The following is a 16,861-nucleotide window of genomic DNA, read 5'->3' as shown; positions in this document are numbered from 1 at the left end:
TTTCGAAGATCGTAATGTGGGTGCGTGCCACTGTTCGTGACCGCGTCCACGTCGTCAGATAAGCGACAGGCCCATGACAGTGCCGATAGCCGCCCAGAGCACGAGCGCGTATACGGCATCGAGCCACAGGAACTCAAGTGCGTTGATCAGTTTCGAGACGCCGACCACCGGGTAGCCCAGGAACTTGAGCGGACTCGACGTCTGGCTGGACCGCCGCCAGAGCGCGTCGGTCGGGTCCTGATTCGGGAACGCGTGGGCCGCCGTCGCGAATCCGATCCAGAACGGGATGAGCCAGAGATTTCCGTCCTGGCTCAACAGCCCGAACTCGATGAGACCGCCCGTGACGGCGAAGACGGCCCCCGCCAGGAGGCTCGTCAGCACGAACGGGTAGATGACGACCTTGAACAGGTCGGGGAACCGTTCGACGCCCTCGTAGTTGACGATCCACTCCGCCGTCTCCCCTTCGCCGGCGGATTCCCCGTCGTCGAGCACGCGCGCCACGTCGGCGAGCGCCTCCTCGTCGAGATCCGCGTCGTCCACGTCGAGGTCGTCGTCGAAGGCCACCCGGGCTTCGGGGACGCCGTACGTCCCGTCGAACCTGTCCTGGACGAGGCCGTTGATCAACATCCCCGGAAACGTTACCACGTTGAATATCAAACCGATGAGTCCGAATACCATCTTTCCACCCGCGCCAACGTGGGATTAACGCCTTTTTAGGTGTTTCGGCCCGGACTCGTCGGCCCGGGAAACTCGGGCCGGTCGAGGAACCGGCCGTTCAGACGCCCCCGTCGTCGAACTGGTACCGGTACGGGCGGTCGCGGATTATCTCGACTTCTCCCGTCTCGGCACGGCGGCCCAGTATCGTCGCCACCTCGTGGGCGCTGTCGAACTCCTCACCTTGGTCCTCGAGGATCCCGAGAATCTCGCGGGCCGTCAGTGGTTCGTCCGCGCCGGCACCCCCCACGACCGACCGGATGCGTTCGAACTCCCTGTGACGGAGCGACATATGTCAACGGAACGTGACGCACCGATATATAACGCCGTCAGACGAGCGTCAGACGTATCGCCATCCGTCGATTTTTCTCCGGGAACCCTTTCCACCTGGCTCCCCAAGTGGGACCGTGATCCGCGAATACGACGCGAACGCTCCCGGCGACGGCGAAACGGCGACGGCGACGTTCGCGCTCGGCTGCTTCTGGGGACCGGACGCCCGGTTCGGTGCGCTGGACGGGGTCGTCCGAACGCGCGTGGGCTACGCCGGCGGGACGAAACGCGACCCCACGTATCGCGACCTCGGCGACCACACGGAGGCGTTCCAGGTGGACTACGACCCGGCCCGGGTCACGTTCACGGACCTGCTCGCCGTCGCCTTCGAGAACCACGACCCGCGACGCCAGACGGGCAAACACCAGTACCAGAACGTCGTGTTCCACGCCTCGGAGGGCCAACGGGAGTCCATCGGGTCGTTCCTCGAAACCGCGCGATTCGACGCCGACGCTGTCGAGACCCGGATCGAACGACTGGACGGGTTCACCCTCGCTGAGCGCTACCACCAGAAGTACAACCTCAAATCGCGCGACTCGCTCCTCGAACGATTCGAGGACGCCGGGTACGACGAGGAGGCGATCCGCGAATCGCCAGCGGCGGCGAAACTGAACGGCGTCGCTGGCGGTCACGACTTCGACGACGAGGAACTGGAATCGCTGCTGGGCTCGGCCACGTCGGTATAGCTCAGAAGCTCTGCGTCCCGTCCGCCCCCAGTCCGCGGCGGCCTCCTCAGATAGCCGTGTCGTGTTCGGTCTCCAGGTTCCGCTCGGCGCGGTACTGCTCGACGAACGCGTCGACGTCGAACTCCAGCATGTGAGCCTCGAACTCGTCCATCACCGCCTCGTCCTCGGCGTGGCTGATGGCGTGCTCCATCAGTTCGACCAGCAACTCGACGACGATTTCGTGCAACCGGCGCGAGTCGAACTGGGTCGCCCACACCAGCGCGTACCCGACGGTGCCGTCCTCGGCCACGTCGGCGGCGACGACCCGCTCGGGGAACTCCTCCATCACGCTCCCCATCGCGTGCGCGGTGGTGAACTCCTCGAACTCGTCGGCGGGTTCGACCGTCTCCTGGAGCACCTCAACCAGGAACTCCGGCACCCACCGCGAGAGCGGGTGCATGTCCATCACGACGGCGTGGGTCTCGCCGCACTCGCAGTCGAACTCCCGCAGCCCCATGTCAAGGTCACGGACCGGCTTTCGCGCCCCGCAGGGCAGTTCCAGCACCTTGCCACCGCCCGGTGCCTCCGAGTCACTCATTGGTCGAGATTGCGCGTTCGCGGGGTTAAAAGGCGCGACTTCGACTTCGAACTCGGAATCTCGTAGTAAGCTTCTTACAATTCACAGTTGGAATCACGACTGGAAACCTATGTTCGAAAACGTCGGTACCCTCCTGACGAATCCCGGCCGGTTCTTCGACGGCCTCGCGGACGGCCCGTCACTCAAAGAACCCGCAATCATCGTACTCGTCACGGCGCTAATCAGTACGCTCGGCATCGCCGGGATATTTCTCGCCTTCACCGAGGCAGTCCCGTCGGACCTCCAGATATTCATCTTCATCGTGGTGCTCTTCGTTGCCGCGTTCTCCTTCGCGGGCCCCTTCATCGGGTGGCTGCTGTACGCGCTCGCCTTCCAGGTTATCACGTACTTCTTCGACGGCGAGGGTGATTTCCGGGACACGTTCGCGCTCACAGGCTGGGGATACACGCCCCGGATCATCTACGGAGTCATCTCGGTCGCGATAACGATTTACGTGACCCAGGCCGCCCAGCCGCCAGCGGATCCGTCGGGATTCACGGCCTACTCCACGCGTATCAGTAACCACCCACTCAATCAGCTCAGTATCGGTCTCAGCGTCCTCTTCACCCTCTGGAGCGCGTACATCTGGATTCCCGCTGTCCAGCGGGCGAGAAACGTCACTCGAAACCAGGCTATCATCGCCGTGGCTATTCCCGTCCTCTTCGGTATTCTCATCGCCGTCGGTAGCTTCTTCATCAACGCCGCATCCCAGGGAGGCGTCTAGAGCGGTCCCAGTACGGCCTCTGCGATCGGTTCGGTGAGAGAGGCTTCTATCCACGCGGCGACGACGATGGCGACCGCGGCGACCAGGAAGAGAACGGCGATTTCGAATAGTTCCTGCCTCGTGATCGCGCCGTCGTCGATTCCCCGGAGGTAGTTCACCAGTCGATGCGTAACGCGGAAGGTCGTGCCGGCGACGAGGAAGAAGGCGCCAAGTTCGAGCCAGCCGTGGGGGAGAATGAGAGCGACGGCTTCGAGCAGCGCGCCGTCGGCGGCGGCCCCGGCGACGACGAGACCGATGATGAACCCGTTGAACAGCAGGACGGCTCCGGATAGAGTACCGAACGAGACGAACCCGAGCGTCAGGATGGCGAGCACCCGGAGGTTGTTCACCGCGACGAACCCGAAGGTAATCTGGTCCGGGAACATCGGTTCCAGTCCTTCGGCGACGTCCTGGAGGCCACTCAGATCCGTCACGGCCATCGCGACTGCGCCGAGGACGCCGCCGAGCGCGAAGACCAGTAGCGCGGCCAGGAAGTAGCGACCGAACCAGCGACGGAACTGCGCCTGTGCGAACCGACGGCCGGGATCGAACGAACGTACCCTGTGAGAGATGCCCATATGCCGAAACTTCCGTCACTGGCACTTAATCGTTGACGGACAGGTTCCGGAATTTAGGGGCGAACCACCGTTGGAAAACAGCGGGGAATCTCGTTCCCGACGCTCCGGGACGAATACCCAGCCAGCCTCATCGTCGTCAGGTCAAGGCCAGTCGTCGCGCTGCTCTTCCTCGGGCAGCGCGTCGGGCGACTCGGACTCGCCCAGTTGCCAGTCGGCCGCCTCGGCGGCGTCCTCGACGGCGAGGTACTCCCAGCCCGCCTCCTCGGCGAGGTCGGCGTCGGCGTCCTCGGTGCCGACGAGGACGTGGCGGTCGGTGTCGAACTGGGCCATCACGTTGGCGAGGCTCTCCTCGCGGCTCCGCGGGCCGGAGAAGAAGTCCTGGCGGATGCGGTGTTTCCGGCAGAAGTTCGTCACGACGTAGGTCGGCTGCTCGGACACGACGCCCACGTACTCGGACCACTGGCGGGCGTCGGTGAACACCTCGTCGGGGTGGGCCAGTTCCTTCAGCGCCGCCAGCTCGAACGCGAGTGTCATGTCGCCACTGCCGCCGTTCATACGCGGAACTGCGCCGTCACCGGAAAAAAGACCGTCGGTCCGCTACCGCTGGTTCCGCTGTGCGTCCTCGAGTTCGTTCGCGTGTTCGTTCGCCCGCTGGAGCTCGCGAACCGCCTCGCCGTCGCTCTGGCCGTGTGAGTAGTTGACCGACGCGTCGAGCAGTGAGAATGCGCTCGGGTCTGATCTGGAGTCCTCGCCGTCCTGATCACCGCGCCACCCACGTACCCACGTTCTGAGTCGGACCCACGCAGTTCTGATCACGGAAAAACGTTCGCACTCAACGACAAAAACTCCCGAAGGTCGTCCGTCCTACTCGGCCGTCGCGGGAACGTCTTCGAGGAGTTTGTCCATGTCGACGTCCTGCTCGGTGAGCAAGTCCTTCTTGTCGGCGACCTGGTGCTCCTCGCGGATGAGCTTCTTGAACTTGGACTGCTGGGAGAGGTCGCCGATGAGCACGCCGCCGATGAGTTTGCCGTCCTTGAAAGTGAGGCGACGCCACTCGCGCTCGCCGTACTTCGCCTCGGCCTCCTCGTCGCCGAGCGTCGGGTGGCCAAAGGAGAGGAACGGGAAGTCGAAGTGCGTGATGGAGTAGGTGGACACCCAGCGGAACGCCTCCTCCTCGGTGTCGTCGTCGACGTCGGCGACCATGTTGGTGCCGGCGATGGAACCTTGCTCCTTGGCCGAGCCCCAGGCGCCGTTCTGGGCGCGCTCGTCGAGGATGGTGTCCCAGAACTGCGTGATGTCGCCGGCGGCGTAGACGTCCTCGTCGTTGGTCCGCATGTACTCGTCGACGACGACGCCGTTGTCGGTTTCGATGCCGCTACCGCGCAGGAACTCCGTGTTGAAGTGCAGGCCGATAGCGACGCCGGCGAAGTCACCGTCGTAGCGCTCGCCGTTGGGGTCGACCGCAGCGACGATCTGGCCGTCGTCGTCCGTCTCGAAGTGGTCGACGCCGGAGTCGAACTGGGGCGTGACGCCCTTCTCGCGCATGGCGTCGTGGAGGATTTCGGCGCCGTCGAGCGAGAGCGCGTAGCGCCACCAGCGGTTGCCGCGCATCAGGAAGTTCGCCTCGATTTCCTGGGCGCCGCAGATGGCCGCCAGGTCAATTCCCAGCAGGCCGGCGCCGACGATGATCCCCTTGTCGGCCTCCTCGGCGTGCTCGCGGATGGCCCGTGCGTCCTGGAACGTCCAGAAGTGGTGGAGGCCGTCGGCGTCGGAGTTGTCGACGGGCAACTGGGCGGGCGTGCCGCCGGTCGCGATCAGCAGTTTGTCGTACTCGTAGACGTCGCCGCTGTGGGTGCGTATCTCGTGTGCGTCGGTGTCGACGTCGGTGACGTGCGTGTTGAGTTCGAGGCCGATGTCTCGCTCGTCGTACCAGTCCGGTTCGTGGATGGAGATCGGCGCTTCCGGCAATTTGCCCTTAGCGAACTCCTTGATGAGAATACGATTGTAGAGAGTTTCACCCTCGTCAGTGATGACCGTGACGTCGGCGTCCGGGTCCGCTTCCCGGATCGTTTCGGCCGCGGACGACCCCGCAATGCCATCACCGATTATCACGTGCGACGTGCTCATGACCGGACGATTAGATACCGGGCTTAATGTGGATTGCTATCTCCGTCGAATTTGCGAGGCAGCGCCACGGTCCGCCGTCGACGGGTATCGGGAGGTTGAAGGACGTCGCGGGCGAATACCCGCCGATGAAACTCCGCCAGAACGTCCGTCACTGGGCGTCGAAACAGGCGCTGACGATGCCGGTCGTCGGCGAGAAAGTGAGCGACTGGCTGGTGGACCTGCACACCCGCGTGTTCCTGGACCGGGCCGAGGAGGGTCGCACCGAGGAACGCCGCGAACACCTCGACGCGTTCTTCGAGGTGACGATGGACGTCTACGTCACTGCGCTCCAGGCGGGCTTCGAGGAGGCCCAGGCCCGCGAGATTACGCACGTACTGGCGAACTTCGACTTCTACAACCACGGCTGGACGGAGATGATGGAGTTCCCCGTCGACGAACTCGACGTCCACTACCGCCGCTACGCCGACTTCTTCGAGGCCCACGGCATCACCATCGACGCGCCGATGGGCGAGTTCCGCCCTACGGAGGGCATCGCCGAGGCTCCCTCGACGCCGGAGAAACTCGACGAACCCGAACACCCCTACGCCGAGGGTGGGTTCGCCGACGACGTGTACGTGGAGACTGGCGACGGCGAACTCGTGGTCGGCGGCGGTCAGGAACCAGACGACGTCGACCCGAGCGACGCCCCCGGCGTCCGCGACGACGACTGAGTTTCTTCCTTCGCCGTTTCTCCTGTCCTCGCTCCCCTGAACCCCCCGCCGTTCCGTGAACCGCCGTTCTCCTAGTCGGCGGTCTCGACACCGTCCGGTTCCGGCCAGCAGATAGGGTCTCGCTGTCGCCACTCGTGGTCGATGTCGCGCATGAGCAACGCGCAGTCGAACTCGACGCCGGAGAACCGGCTGTCGTCCTCGAAGTAACTCGACGCGACGCGTTCGACGGCCATCGGCGTCACCTCCCACTCGAAGGTCGCCAGTTCGATGCCGTCGTACTCGTCGCCCGAACCGCTCGGGGAATAGCCCAGCGACCCGCGCCGGAAGAACTCGGAGGCCTCGTCGACGGAGGCGAACACCGAGTCTCCAGGGAGTGCGTCGGTCACTGACCCGGCGACGTGAACGCGGGCCGCCCCGTCGTCGCTCTCCATCGTCACCTCGTAGCGGTCGTCGCGCTCGTCAACGGTGAAGGTCGCGCGGTGGTGTTCGCTGCTGAACACGCGCCCGCCGAAGAGCGTCGTCAGCGTCGAGGAGGTGTCCCGCCGGGGGACGTAGACGCCCGTCTTCGTCTCCCCGTCCTCGTCGTCCCACTCGACTGCGATTCGGTGGGCGGCGTTCTCGGACTTCGTCCCGACGTACGCCGGAAACCCGCGCGGCCGGACGTCCGTCAGCCGGATCAGGCAGATGCCGCCGACGCCGTACCCGCCGACCGTCATCGGGCGGAACGGTTCGGGCAACGCCGCCTGGAGTTCCGCCGGGTCCACGCGGAAGTTGACGAGGATGCGGCGGTCGATGACGCCCCGCACCGCGGGGAGACTGAACATACCAGTTAGTTACGGGTCATCGGGCTTAACGTGTACGGCGGGTGCCACGTCGTTCAGCTTCTCCCGGCAGGCAGCTACTGCTCGGGGGCAGGCGCCGTCCTGGTCCCCTTCTGGGCGATCCGATCTGCAACTTCGTAGCCCGCGACGACGCCGCCGTTGAGGCTGCGTTCGGGGTACTGGGCCTCGGAGGCCATCCCCGCGTAGTAGACGCCCTCGGCCACCTCCTCGGAGAGGTCGTAGGGGACGACCATGTCGAGATACCCCCTCTCGTAGATGGGCGCCGTCCGGGGGTTCCGGGCCGTCTCGATCCAGTTCACCGACTCGCGGTCGAAGTCGGGGAACAGGTCCTCGATGCCGGCGAGCCACGTCTCCTCGACGCCGTCGTCGTTGGCCTGCCACAGCGGGTCGTCCATCGACTGGACGTAGCTGACGGCGTACAGCAGGTGTTCGCCACCGTACCGCTGGGGCTCGACGAAGTTCGTGTGCTCGATGAGCGCGCCGAAGGGCGCATCGTCGGCGACGTTGAGCCAGTAGGTGTCGGTCAGCGACTCGTCCATGCTGATGACCGAACAGACCGTGCCCTGGAAGTCGATGTCGCAGGGGTAGCCCGTCAGCGATTCGAGGACGGTGGGCATCGCCGCGACGACGACGCCGTCGACGTCGTGGTCCTCGACACCGTCGGCGGTTTCGACCGACATTCCCTGGACAGCGCCGCCGACATCCAGGTCCTTTACGCGCGCGCCCGTGGTGACGTTTTCCCGGCCCACGTCTTCGACGAGGGCGTCGAGCAGCGTGCCGAATCCGCCGTCGAGGTAGCCCAGAATCTCGCCCTTCAGGATGTCGCGTTCGCCGCGGAACTTGATCCGGCCCAAAAGCCACGCGGCGCTGACGTCCGCTTTGCGCTCGCCGAACTTGGCGTCGAGCAGCGGTTCGAAGAAGGTCCGGTAGACGTTCTCGGTCGTGTGTTCCTTCGCGAACTCGAGGGCCGAGACGTCCTCGAAGTCCTCCAGGCGCTCGTAGGTGTCGAACTTCGGGATCCCCCCGCGGACGTCGACGTCGAGGGTGAGCATCCCCAGCCTGAACTTGTCGTAGAGGCTCCAGTGCGGGAAGGCGAGAATCTCCCAGGGGGCGTCCATCGAGTGGACCGTCCCGTCGACGTAGTAGGCGTTCTTCCCGATGCGCCACTCCACGTCGTCGCCCAGCCCCAGGTCTTCGGCCAGGTCGACGATGGTCTGTTCGGACTTCGAGAGGTGGTGGTAGAACTTCTCGATCGGGTCCCCGGCAGTCTCGTAGACGGCGGCGAGCCCCCCGACCTGGTCGCTCGCCTCGAACACCTGCACGTCGAGCCCGTGGGACTGGAGTCTGCGAGCGGCCGCGAGTCCGGCGATTCCGCCACCGACGACGCCTATCATGTCAGCCAGTTCGACGGGGCTGTGCAAACCGTTTGGGTTTGCGACCGGCGTCTGGAGTCCGGGACGACAGCTCCCGCCGACCACAGTGGTAAGTACGGTCACGCCCAACTCCCGCGAGTGATAGTCGTCGGGACCGACAACTTCGAACTCTACCACGGGGTCGTCACCGAGCTCCGCGACCGCGGCGTGGAGTTCACGACGATAGAACCCGGCGCCGACCTCCCCGAAGGCGCGACGGTCCTCGTTACCGCAGACGACGAGCGCTGGGCACCGGACGGCGTGGACCTCGTCCGGGCACCGCCCGACGACCCGCGGCGGGCCGTCGAGGAGATCGTCACCATCCTCCGCGGGAACGAAGGGCGAACCATCGTCGGCATCGACCCCGGCGAGCGCCCCGGCATCGCCGTGCTCTCGGGCGACACCGTCGTCGCTGCGTTCCAGGTACCCGCGGCGAAAGCGGCCGTTGAAGTCCGGCGCGAGGTCGAGGACGCCGTCGATCCAGTTGTTCGGATCGGCGACGGCGCGCGACTCGTCGGGACGCGGATAATCGACGACCTCGAAGACGTCCCCGTGGAACTCGTCGACGAGACCGGGACGACGCCGTACCTCGGTACCGGGGCGCGCGGGATGGGCGACGTGCTCGCCGCTGTCAACATCGCCCGCATGGAGGGCGAAGAGATCGAGACCCGGGACGTGACGCCCACCGCCGGCGAACTCCAGCGGATCAAGGACCGCTCGCGGGAGGCAAGCGAGACGAACCGCGCCATCGACGAGGAACTGGCCCGCAAGGTCGCCGTCGGCGAACTGAGCGTCGAGGAAGCGCTGGCCGAACACCGGGGCGACGACGACACCTGAGCTGCCGTCAGGTCAACAGCCGCCGGACGCCGTCGAGCGCGGCGACGACGAACGCGACGACGGTCAGGAAGACCAGCGGCCAACCGAACGTCGCTGCGACCGCCGACTCCAGGTAGACGGCGACCGACTGATTGACCGTCAGCACGGCCGCGACGACGAGGAACGCTCTGGCTGACAGCGGGAGCGCGGTGAACCGCGACGCGATGTCCATAGGTGTACTACCCGGGCAGGGCCACCTAACGTCACCGCCGGTCGGCTGTGACACCCCGTGTCGATCCCTGCACGCTCCGCCCCCGACGTTTGCCGCGACCTACTCACCCTTCAGGTCCCGGACGACGTCCTCGGCCCGCCGGAGGACGTCCCGGACGGCCATCCCGGTCTCGTCGGCGACCGCCGCGGCGTCGTCGTACTCCGCGCTGACGTCGAACACCACGCCGTCGTCGTCACTCGCTATCTTCACGTCGACCGGGTAGGCCTCGCCCTCGACGGTAATCGCGACGGTCTCTATCTCACGGTGGGCGATCCACCGGTGGTCGGCGCCGTGCTCGCGGACGCCGAGCGTCCCCGTCTCCTCGGCCAGTCGGCGGGCGACGCGCTGGGCGTCCCCGGGCTTGCAGATGACCTTCACGAGGTGGCCGGGACGGGCCTTCTTCATCGTCGCCGGCAGTATCGAGACGTCGCGTGCGCCCGCGTCTTTCAGCGAGCGCTGAAGGTCGCCGAGCACTTCGGGGGCGACGTCGTCGACGTTCGTCTCCAGGACGGTGATCTCGTCGCGGACGAGCGGCCCGTCGGACTCGCCGACCAGTGCCCGGAGGACGTTCGGGCGGTCCTCGAAGGAGTACCCTCCGGCGCCGTATCCCGAGGTCTGGACGTCCATCGGGGGAAGCTCCTCCACCCCCTCGGCGAAGTGAGCGAGGACGGCCGCGCCGGTGGGGGTGAGTAGTTCCGCCTCCACGGGGCCGCCCCGGAGCGACCAGTCGGCCTGTTCGGCGATCTCGACGACCGCCGGCGCGGGGATCGGGTAGGTGCCGTGGCTCATCTCGACCTCGCCGCTGCCGGCCGACAGCGGCGTCGTCACGACGCGGTCGATGGCGAGGTCGTCGACCAGGAGGCAGGCGCCGACGACGTCGGCGATGGCGTCGTCCGCGCCGACCTCGTGGAAGTGCGTCTCCTCGAGGTCGGTCCCGTGGACGGCCGCCTCGGCGGTGCCCAGGATCTCGAAGACCGCCAGTGCGTCGCTGGTGACGTCGTCCGGCAGGTCCATCCCCTCGACGAGTTTGACGACCTCGCGGTAACTCCGGTGGGGGCCGTGGCCCTCCGCGTGCGTGTGGTCTGTATCTCCGTGGTGATGGTCATCGGCGTCGTGCGAGTGGTCGGCTTCGCCGTGTGAGTGGTCGTCGTCCGAATGGTCGTGATCGTGGTCGTGACCGCCGTCAGCGTGATCGTGCCCGGAATCCGGTTCACCGTGACCGTGGTCGCCTCTTTCGTCACGTTCCTCGGCCTCCCGGTCCACGAGCACGTCGACCGTCGTGGCTCCGATCCCGTTTCGTGTCGCCGCTCCCACCTCGTAGCGGACGTCGATGGCGGCCTCGACGGGGGCGAAGACGGTGTCGTCTGCGCCCGCCGCGACCAGCGCGGCGAGTACCATGTCCCCGCTCGCGCCCATTCGGCCGTCGAAGGCCAGCGTTCTCATTACCAGAGAGTGGGCCCCGATTACTCAAAAACTTCCGGACCTGTGACGAAGAAATCGTTCAATAACCGAGAACAATACGAAGACCACCGCAAACAACCTGAAAGTCCCGGCCGGTTCGACTCGCGCGGCTCGCTGTCGTCCGAAAATCGGAGATTTCGTGATGAGACGAACCATGCGAACGGGCGCTTCGCGCCCGTGAGCAGATGACGAGAGAGCTTCGCTCTCTCGAACCACGCGCGCTCACTCCGTTCGCGTGCTTACTTCGCCGGGGCTCGCGTACCGGACCGCCCCTTTCCTTCCCGCCCGCGTCGCTCGTCGTGGGCGAACGAGTACGTTTCCAGGTCAGATTGCAGAAACTAGTTCGGCTGGGTCCGACGCTACGTTCGCCGGACGACGTGGACGTCGAACTCGTCCCCGTCGCCGTCGATGGGGACGACGACCTGGCCGTCGTCGGCCGTGCCGACGAAGACCACGGTGGCGTCGACGTCCAGCGCAGTCTGGCGCACCTCCTCGGAGAGGCCGCCTGCGGGGGAGTACGCGCTCTCGTTCTCGAAGTGTACCTCGGCGTCGTCGGTCGCCTCCTCGATCTTGCGCCGGAGGTCGCTGGCGACGGTGTCGGTCGCGAAGTCCTCTGAGGGGTCGACCCAGCGGCGACGTTCAGCGTATTCGTCGCCGGTCGGAACGTAACTTACGGCGACGACGTCGCGGTCGACCGCCGCGCCGTAGGTGACCGCACGGTCGAGGGCTGCGTGTGCGCGCGCGGAGCCGTCGAACGGGACGAGAAAGACCATAGCACTGGTATTTTCGCCCAGGCATATCAACCCGACGACCACGTCTGCGAGGGGGACCGAACGGCCCGAAACTGACCCATGGTAACTACTCGCATAAGTACCTGCCGACACGCGTTCCCGCCGCCGGTAGCAAAAAACCTATCTCCGGCCACCACCGACTCATGAACATCCCCGCAGACTGATTACCATGAACGAGGTTCAACTAGAGGTTGCGAAGGCGTACCCGAACGATTCGGGACGTGGTATCGCGCGCCTCGACCCCGACACGCTCTTGCATCTCAAGCTCTCGCCGGGCGACATCATCGAGATCGAGGGCAGTGACACGACCGCGGCGAAGGTATGGCGCGCTGACCGACAGGACTGGAACACGGACACCGTCCGCATCGACGGGTTCACCCGCCAGAACGCCGACGTCGGCATCGGCGAGCGCGTCGAGATCCGCAAGGCCGAGGCCGAGAAGGCCGACACGCTGGTGCTCGCGCCGCCGGAGGAGGCGAGCGTCCAGTTCGGCTCCGACGCGGCCGGGATGGTCAAGCGGCAGATCCTGAAGCGGCCGGTCGTCGAGCGCGACATCGTCCCCGTGATGAGCTCGACGAACCACCCCTTCATGCGCTCGCCGGGCCAGGCTATCCCGCTGATCGCCGTCGAGACCGAACCGGAGGGCGTCGTCCTCATCACCGAGGACACCGACGTCGAACTCCGCGAAGAGCCTATCTCGGGCTTCGAGAAGACCGGCGGCGGCATCACCTACGAGGACATCGGTGGCCTCCAGTCGGAGATCCAGCGGGTCCGCGAGATGGTCGAGTTGCCGATGAAACACCCCCAGATCTTCAAGAAGCTGGGGATCGAGCCGCCACAGGGCGTCCTCCTGCACGGCCCGCCCGGAACGGGGAAGACGCTGCTCGCGAAAGCCGTGGCCAACGAGACCTCCGCCAGTTTCTTCTCTATCGCCGGCCCGGAGATCATCTCGAAGTACTACGGCGAGTCCGAACAGCAACTGCGTGAGATATTCGAGGACGCGAGCGAGGAGTCACCCTCTATCATCTTCATCGACGAACTCGACTCCATCGCGCCCAAGCGCGAGGACGTCACTGGCGAGGTCGAACGCCGCGTCGTCGCCCAGTTGCTGACGATGATGGACGGCCTCGAGAGCAGAGGTCAGGTCATCGTCATCGCGGCGACCAACCGCGTCGACTCCGTCGACCCCGCACTCCGTCGCCCGGGTCGCTTCGACCGCGAGATCGAGATCGGTGTGCCCGACGAGGTGGGCCGCGAGGAGATCCTCCAGATCCACACCCGCGGCATGCCGCTGTCGGACGACGTCGCCCTCTCGAACCTGGCGACCGAGACCCACGGCTTCGTCGGCGCCGACATCGAGTCCCTGACGAAGGAGGCCGCGATGAAGGCCCTGCGGCGCTACCTCCCCGAGATCGACCTGGACGAGGAGGACATCCCGCCGAGCCTCATCGACCGGATGATCATCAAGCGCGAGGACTTCCGCGGCGCGCTCAACGAGGTGAGCCCGAGCGCCATGCGCGAGGTCCTCGTCGAACTGCCGAAGATATCCTGGGACGACGTCGGCGGCCTCGACGACGCGAAGGGGCAGGTTCAGGAGGCCGTCGAGTGGCCGATGAACAGCCCCGAGAAGTTCGAGCGCATGGGCGTGACGCCGCCCTCGGGCGTCCTGCTGTACGGCCCACCCGGCACCGGGAAGACGCTGATGGCGAAGGCCGTCGCCAACGAGACCGACGCCAACTTCATTTCGGTGCGTGGCCCGCAGCTGCTGTCGAAGTGGGTCGGCGAGTCGGAGAAGGCCATCCGGCAGACCTTCCGGAAGGCCCGGCAGGTCGCTCCGACGGTGATCTTCTTCGACGAACTCGACTCGCTGGCCCCCGGCCGGGGCGGCGACGTCGGCTCGAACGTCTCCGAGCGGGTCGTCAACCAGCTCCTGACCGAGCTGGACGGGCTCGAAGACATGGAGGACGTCATGGTCATCGGCGCGACCAACCGACCCGACATGATCGACCCCGCGCTCATCCGCTCGGGCCGGTTCGACCGCCTCGTGATGATCGGCGAGCCCAACACCGAGGGCCGCGAGCAGATCCTCAAGATCCACACCGACGACACGCCGCTGTCGCCGGACGTGAGCCTCCGCGAACTCGCGGAGATGACGGGCGGCTACGTCGGCTCCGACCTGGAGTCCATCGGCCGCGAGGCCGCCATCGAGGCGCTCCGCGAGGACGACGACGCCGAGGCCGTCGACATGAAACACTTCCGCGCGGCGATGGAGAACGTCCGACCGACCATCACCGAGGAGATCCGCGACTACTACGAGCAGATGCAGGACGAGTTCAAGGGCGGCGGGCCCGAGCCGACCACGCAGGCCGGCGGCGGCCGCATCGGCTTCCAGTAACCCGACCCCCGCGTCCGTAGCTCGTCGCCGTTCGACGGTTTTCCGTTTCGAGTTCCTCCGGGTTTGTCTCCACTCGCTTTCCAGTTTCGACGCCGGTTCCGCAGGTAGAAACCCGTCGCGCCCGTTAGTGGAACTACTCGCTTCCATGCATTGCTCACGACGGACAGTCCCCAGCTCGCCGACCAGACCGGTGTCACACGGATACAAAGACGCGATGCATACTGCCGGGACCAGCGACCAGACCTGCCGATGACCGACTACGACACGGTCGACTTCCTCTACGACGAGCGGGTCGACACCGGAGCGTCCATGGAGCGGATCTGGGCGTCGCTCAGGGAACGGTCCAGACACAGCTGTGACCTCGACGCGGAACGGGACGCGCCGGCTGATTCCTGGCGTGAGTTACGCTGGAATCAGCTGACCGACGTGGCTATCCGACCGTTCGGCCCGGACAGGGACGACGAGGAAAAGCCCGTTCCCGACCTGCCCCACGTCGAGGTGAGGTACGACCCCGAACCGTTCCGGAAGGCCATCGCCTCGCGCGAGGAGGCGGTCCTCGCCGAGACGGCGGTCGACCTGCTCGAACTGCTCCAGCACGTCTACGTGGGCGCGCCCGACGACCTGCGCTTCGTCTACGGAGTCTCCGCGCCCCACAAGCAGCGCCTCGTCGAAGACGACGTCCCGCCCCCAGCGACGCCCGAGAGTCTCGACGAGGACCGCATCCAGTACGCCTCCTGGATGATGGGGTTCCCGCCGTCGCTCGCCGACACGTACGGGCAGGAAACCCTGCTCTCCGCACCGGCCTGGCAGACGGCGGAACTCGGCGATGGCGGCGTCGCCCTGCTCACGACTGAGAACCCGACCAACGTCTGCAAACCCGAGACGCGGGCCATCGACCAGCACCTCGACCTGGACCCGCCGCCGGAGACCGAGGAGTGCGACTACTGAGAGGCGGCGAGCCTCAGAGCGTGATCATCCCTTTCACCATCTCGGGATTGCTCGCCCGCTCGAAGGCCTCGCGCACGTCTTCGAGCGGTGACTCGAAGTCGACGAACCCCTCGACGTCGACCGCCTCGTCGGCCAGCAGGTCGATGGCGGCCGGGTAGGTGTTCGCGTAGCGGTAGGAGCCAAGCACGTCGAGTTCGCTGTCGATGAGGTCCAGGACGTCCAGCGGGACGTCCGCCTCGGCGGCGAGGCCGACCAGCACCACGGTACCCCCGCGGCGGGCGACGTCGATGGTCGACGCGATAGCGGACTTCGCACCGGAGGCTTCGATGACCACGTCGGCGCCGTCGCCCGAGTGCTCGCGGACGGCGGCGGCCAGGTCGGTCTCCGTGGGGTCGACGGCCAGGTCCGCGCCGCGCTCGCGGGCCAGTTCCCGCTTCTTCGCGACCGGGTCGGCGACCACGACATCCGACGCGCCGACGGCGCGGGCGACTTCCATCATCACTAGCCCGATGGGCCCGGCACCGGTGATACAGACCGTGTCGCCGGGACCGACGTCGCCCCGGCGGCAGGCGTGGACGCCGACGCTGAGCGGTTCACAGAGCGCACCCTCGCGGAGTGAGACGTGCTCGGGCAATTCGTAGGCGAAGTCCGCCGGCCAGGCGACGTACTCGGCGAACGCGCCGTCGATGGGGGGCGTCCCCATGAACGTCACGTCCGGGCAGAGGTGGTACTCGCCGCGCTTGCAGTGGGCACAGCGACGGCAGGGAACGCCGGGTTCGATGGCGACGCGGTCACCAGATTCGAGATCGTCGACTGCCTTGCCCACGGCCGCTATCTCGCCGGCGCTCTCGTGACCGAGCACCAGCGGGTCCTCGACGACCTTGTCGCCGATGTGGCCGTGTTCGTAGTAGTGGACGTCCGAACCGCAGATGCCCACCTCGCGCATCCGGATCAACACCTCGTCGGCGGCAGGCGTCGGTTCCGCGCGCTCTTCGAGGGCGAACTCGCCGGGTTCGGTGAGGACGGCGACTTGCATGTGTGGTGGCAAGCGGGCGAGGCGCAAATGCCTGTGGGGGTCCGACCAGCGGGCGAAACGACCAAGTCATCAACCCACGACTGAGGTCGTGGGCTTGTCCGTGGACTCCCGGTCTGACGACGAACCGTCGTCGGCGGTGTACTCGCCGTTCCCGTTCACCATCCCGGACTTGAGGGCGAGATGACCGTCGCCCAACCCATCGGGACGTTTGCCCGATGGTACAGTTAGCAACTTCAGACCGATGTTCTTCGCCGCGTTGTAGTCGCCATCCACCGAGTAGCCACACTCGGTGCACTCGAACCAGCCAGTCTCGCTATCGCGGTTCGCACTGGACTGGTGCCCGCACTTCGAGCACGTCTGACTCG

The 16,861-nt window shown here is 66.2% G+C and carries 20 protein-coding genes; 6 read left to right on the top strand and 14 right to left on the bottom strand.

Features of this window, described 5'->3' with window-relative positions:
• Positions 1-54 precede the first annotated feature (54 nt).
• Both AC5FRV_RS11805 and AC5FRV_RS11800 read right to left on the bottom strand, forming a co-directional pair.
• A complete protein-coding gene (locus AC5FRV_RS11805) occupies positions 55-678 on the bottom strand; it encodes a hypothetical protein (RefSeq protein ID WP_493561292.1) in 624 nt (207 codons plus the stop codon).
• A 97-nt stretch (positions 679-775) separates the two neighbouring features.
• On the bottom strand, positions 776-1,006 hold the full coding sequence (locus AC5FRV_RS11800; RefSeq protein ID WP_493561291.1) for a hypothetical protein: 231 nt from the start codon (positions 1,004-1,006) through the stop codon (positions 776-778).
• A 115-nt stretch (positions 1,007-1,121) separates the two neighbouring features.
• On the opposite strand from AC5FRV_RS11800, the gene AC5FRV_RS11795 reads away from it, so the two are divergent.
• Positions 1,122-1,730, top strand: a complete 609-nt coding sequence (locus tag AC5FRV_RS11795; RefSeq protein WP_493561290.1) for a peptide-methionine (S)-S-oxide reductase MsrA — start codon at positions 1,122-1,124, stop codon at positions 1,728-1,730.
• A gap of 46 nt (positions 1,731-1,776) precedes the next feature.
• Here the strand turns inward: AC5FRV_RS11795 and AC5FRV_RS11790 are convergent, their stop codons facing one another.
• The gene (locus AC5FRV_RS11790) at positions 1,777-2,307 is read right to left on the bottom strand and encodes a DUF5815 family protein (protein ID WP_493561289.1); all 531 of its coding nucleotides are present in this window, start codon (positions 2,305-2,307) and stop codon (positions 1,777-1,779) included.
• A 109-nt stretch (positions 2,308-2,416) separates the two neighbouring features.
• On the opposite strand from AC5FRV_RS11790, the gene AC5FRV_RS11785 reads away from it, so the two are divergent.
• A complete protein-coding gene (locus tag AC5FRV_RS11785; RefSeq protein ID WP_493561288.1) occupies positions 2,417-3,070 on the top strand; it encodes a YIP1 family protein in 654 nt (217 codons plus the stop codon).
• On the opposite strand, the gene AC5FRV_RS11780 is transcribed toward AC5FRV_RS11785, so the two are convergent.
• The 4 genes from AC5FRV_RS11780 to AC5FRV_RS11765 form a co-directional block, all read right to left on the bottom strand.
• Entirely contained in the window at positions 3,067-3,687 is a 621-nt protein-coding gene (locus tag AC5FRV_RS11780; protein WP_493561287.1) for a stage II sporulation protein M, read from the bottom strand. The genes AC5FRV_RS11785 and AC5FRV_RS11780 overlap by 4 nt on opposite strands.
• 141 nt (positions 3,688-3,828) lie before the next feature.
• Positions 3,829-4,242 (bottom strand): DUF7124 domain-containing protein, encoded by a 414-nt coding sequence (locus AC5FRV_RS11775; protein ID WP_493561286.1) that lies wholly within the window; start codon positions 4,240-4,242, stop codon positions 3,829-3,831.
• A 42-nt stretch (positions 4,243-4,284) separates the two neighbouring features.
• Positions 4,285-4,503, bottom strand: a complete 219-nt coding sequence (locus AC5FRV_RS11770) for a hypothetical protein (protein ID WP_493561285.1) — start codon at positions 4,501-4,503, stop codon at positions 4,285-4,287.
• A gap of 48 nt (positions 4,504-4,551) precedes the next feature.
• On the bottom strand, positions 4,552-5,814 hold the full coding sequence (locus AC5FRV_RS11765) for an NAD(P)/FAD-dependent oxidoreductase (RefSeq protein ID WP_493561284.1): 1,263 nt from the start codon (positions 5,812-5,814) through the stop codon (positions 4,552-4,554).
• 125 nt (positions 5,815-5,939) lie between these two features.
• Between AC5FRV_RS11765 and AC5FRV_RS11760 the strand changes: the two genes are divergently transcribed.
• Positions 5,940-6,524: a DUF6149 family protein gene (locus tag AC5FRV_RS11760; protein WP_493561283.1), complete on the top strand. Its 585-nt coding sequence runs from the start codon at positions 5,940-5,942 to the stop codon at positions 6,522-6,524.
• A gap of 71 nt (positions 6,525-6,595) precedes the next feature.
• Here AC5FRV_RS11760 and AC5FRV_RS11755 read toward each other — a convergent pair whose 3' ends face one another.
• Complete coding sequence (locus tag AC5FRV_RS11755) at positions 6,596-7,348, bottom strand: DUF2071 domain-containing protein (RefSeq protein ID WP_493561282.1); 753 nt, start codon at positions 7,346-7,348, stop codon at positions 6,596-6,598.
• Positions 7,349-7,422: 74 nt separating this feature from the next.
• On the bottom strand, positions 7,423-8,760 hold the full coding sequence (locus tag AC5FRV_RS11750; protein WP_493561281.1) for an NAD(P)/FAD-dependent oxidoreductase: 1,338 nt from the start codon (positions 8,758-8,760) through the stop codon (positions 7,423-7,425).
• A 117-nt stretch (positions 8,761-8,877) separates the two neighbouring features.
• Between AC5FRV_RS11750 and AC5FRV_RS11745 the strand changes: the two genes are divergently transcribed.
• On the top strand, positions 8,878-9,615 hold the full coding sequence (locus tag AC5FRV_RS11745; protein WP_493561280.1) for a hypothetical protein: 738 nt from the start codon (positions 8,878-8,880) through the stop codon (positions 9,613-9,615).
• Positions 9,616-9,622: 7 nt separating this feature from the next.
• Here AC5FRV_RS11745 and AC5FRV_RS11740 read toward each other — a convergent pair whose 3' ends face one another.
• The 3 genes from AC5FRV_RS11740 to AC5FRV_RS11730 form a co-directional block, all read right to left on the bottom strand.
• The gene (locus tag AC5FRV_RS11740; RefSeq protein WP_493561279.1) at positions 9,623-9,826 is read right to left on the bottom strand and encodes a hypothetical protein; all 204 of its coding nucleotides are present in this window, start codon (positions 9,824-9,826) and stop codon (positions 9,623-9,625) included.
• Positions 9,827-9,925: 99 nt separating this feature from the next.
• Positions 9,926-11,308, bottom strand: coding sequence for a nickel pincer cofactor biosynthesis protein LarC (gene larC, locus AC5FRV_RS11735; protein WP_493561278.1), 1,383 nt, complete (start codon positions 11,306-11,308; stop codon positions 9,926-9,928).
• 377 nt (positions 11,309-11,685) lie between these two features.
• Positions 11,686-12,099, bottom strand: a complete 414-nt coding sequence (locus tag AC5FRV_RS11730) for a universal stress protein (RefSeq protein ID WP_493561277.1) — start codon at positions 12,097-12,099, stop codon at positions 11,686-11,688.
• 187 nt (positions 12,100-12,286) lie between these two features.
• Here AC5FRV_RS11730 and AC5FRV_RS11725 point away from each other — a divergent pair, with 187 nt between their 5' ends.
• Together AC5FRV_RS11725 and AC5FRV_RS11720 are read left to right on the top strand one after the other, a co-directional pair.
• Positions 12,287-14,512, top strand: a complete 2,226-nt coding sequence (locus AC5FRV_RS11725; RefSeq protein WP_493561276.1) for a CDC48 family AAA ATPase — start codon at positions 12,287-12,289, stop codon at positions 14,510-14,512.
• A gap of 249 nt (positions 14,513-14,761) precedes the next feature.
• Positions 14,762-15,460 (top strand): hypothetical protein, encoded by a 699-nt coding sequence (locus AC5FRV_RS11720; protein WP_493561275.1) that lies wholly within the window; start codon positions 14,762-14,764, stop codon positions 15,458-15,460.
• Positions 15,461-15,473: 13 nt separating this feature from the next.
• Here the strand turns inward: AC5FRV_RS11720 and AC5FRV_RS11715 are convergent, their stop codons facing one another.
• On the bottom strand, positions 15,474-16,496 hold the full coding sequence (locus AC5FRV_RS11715) for an NAD(P)-dependent alcohol dehydrogenase (RefSeq protein ID WP_493561274.1): 1,023 nt from the start codon (positions 16,494-16,496) through the stop codon (positions 15,474-15,476).
• Positions 16,497-16,565: 69 nt separating this feature from the next.
• A partial coding sequence (locus AC5FRV_RS11710) for a zinc ribbon domain-containing protein (protein ID WP_493561273.1) occupies positions 16,566-16,861 on the bottom strand: 296 nt, incomplete at its 5' end.

The organism is Halomicrobium sp. HArcel3 (assembly GCF_058933135.1).
This window is presented reverse-complemented; position numbering and strand designations above follow the sequence as displayed.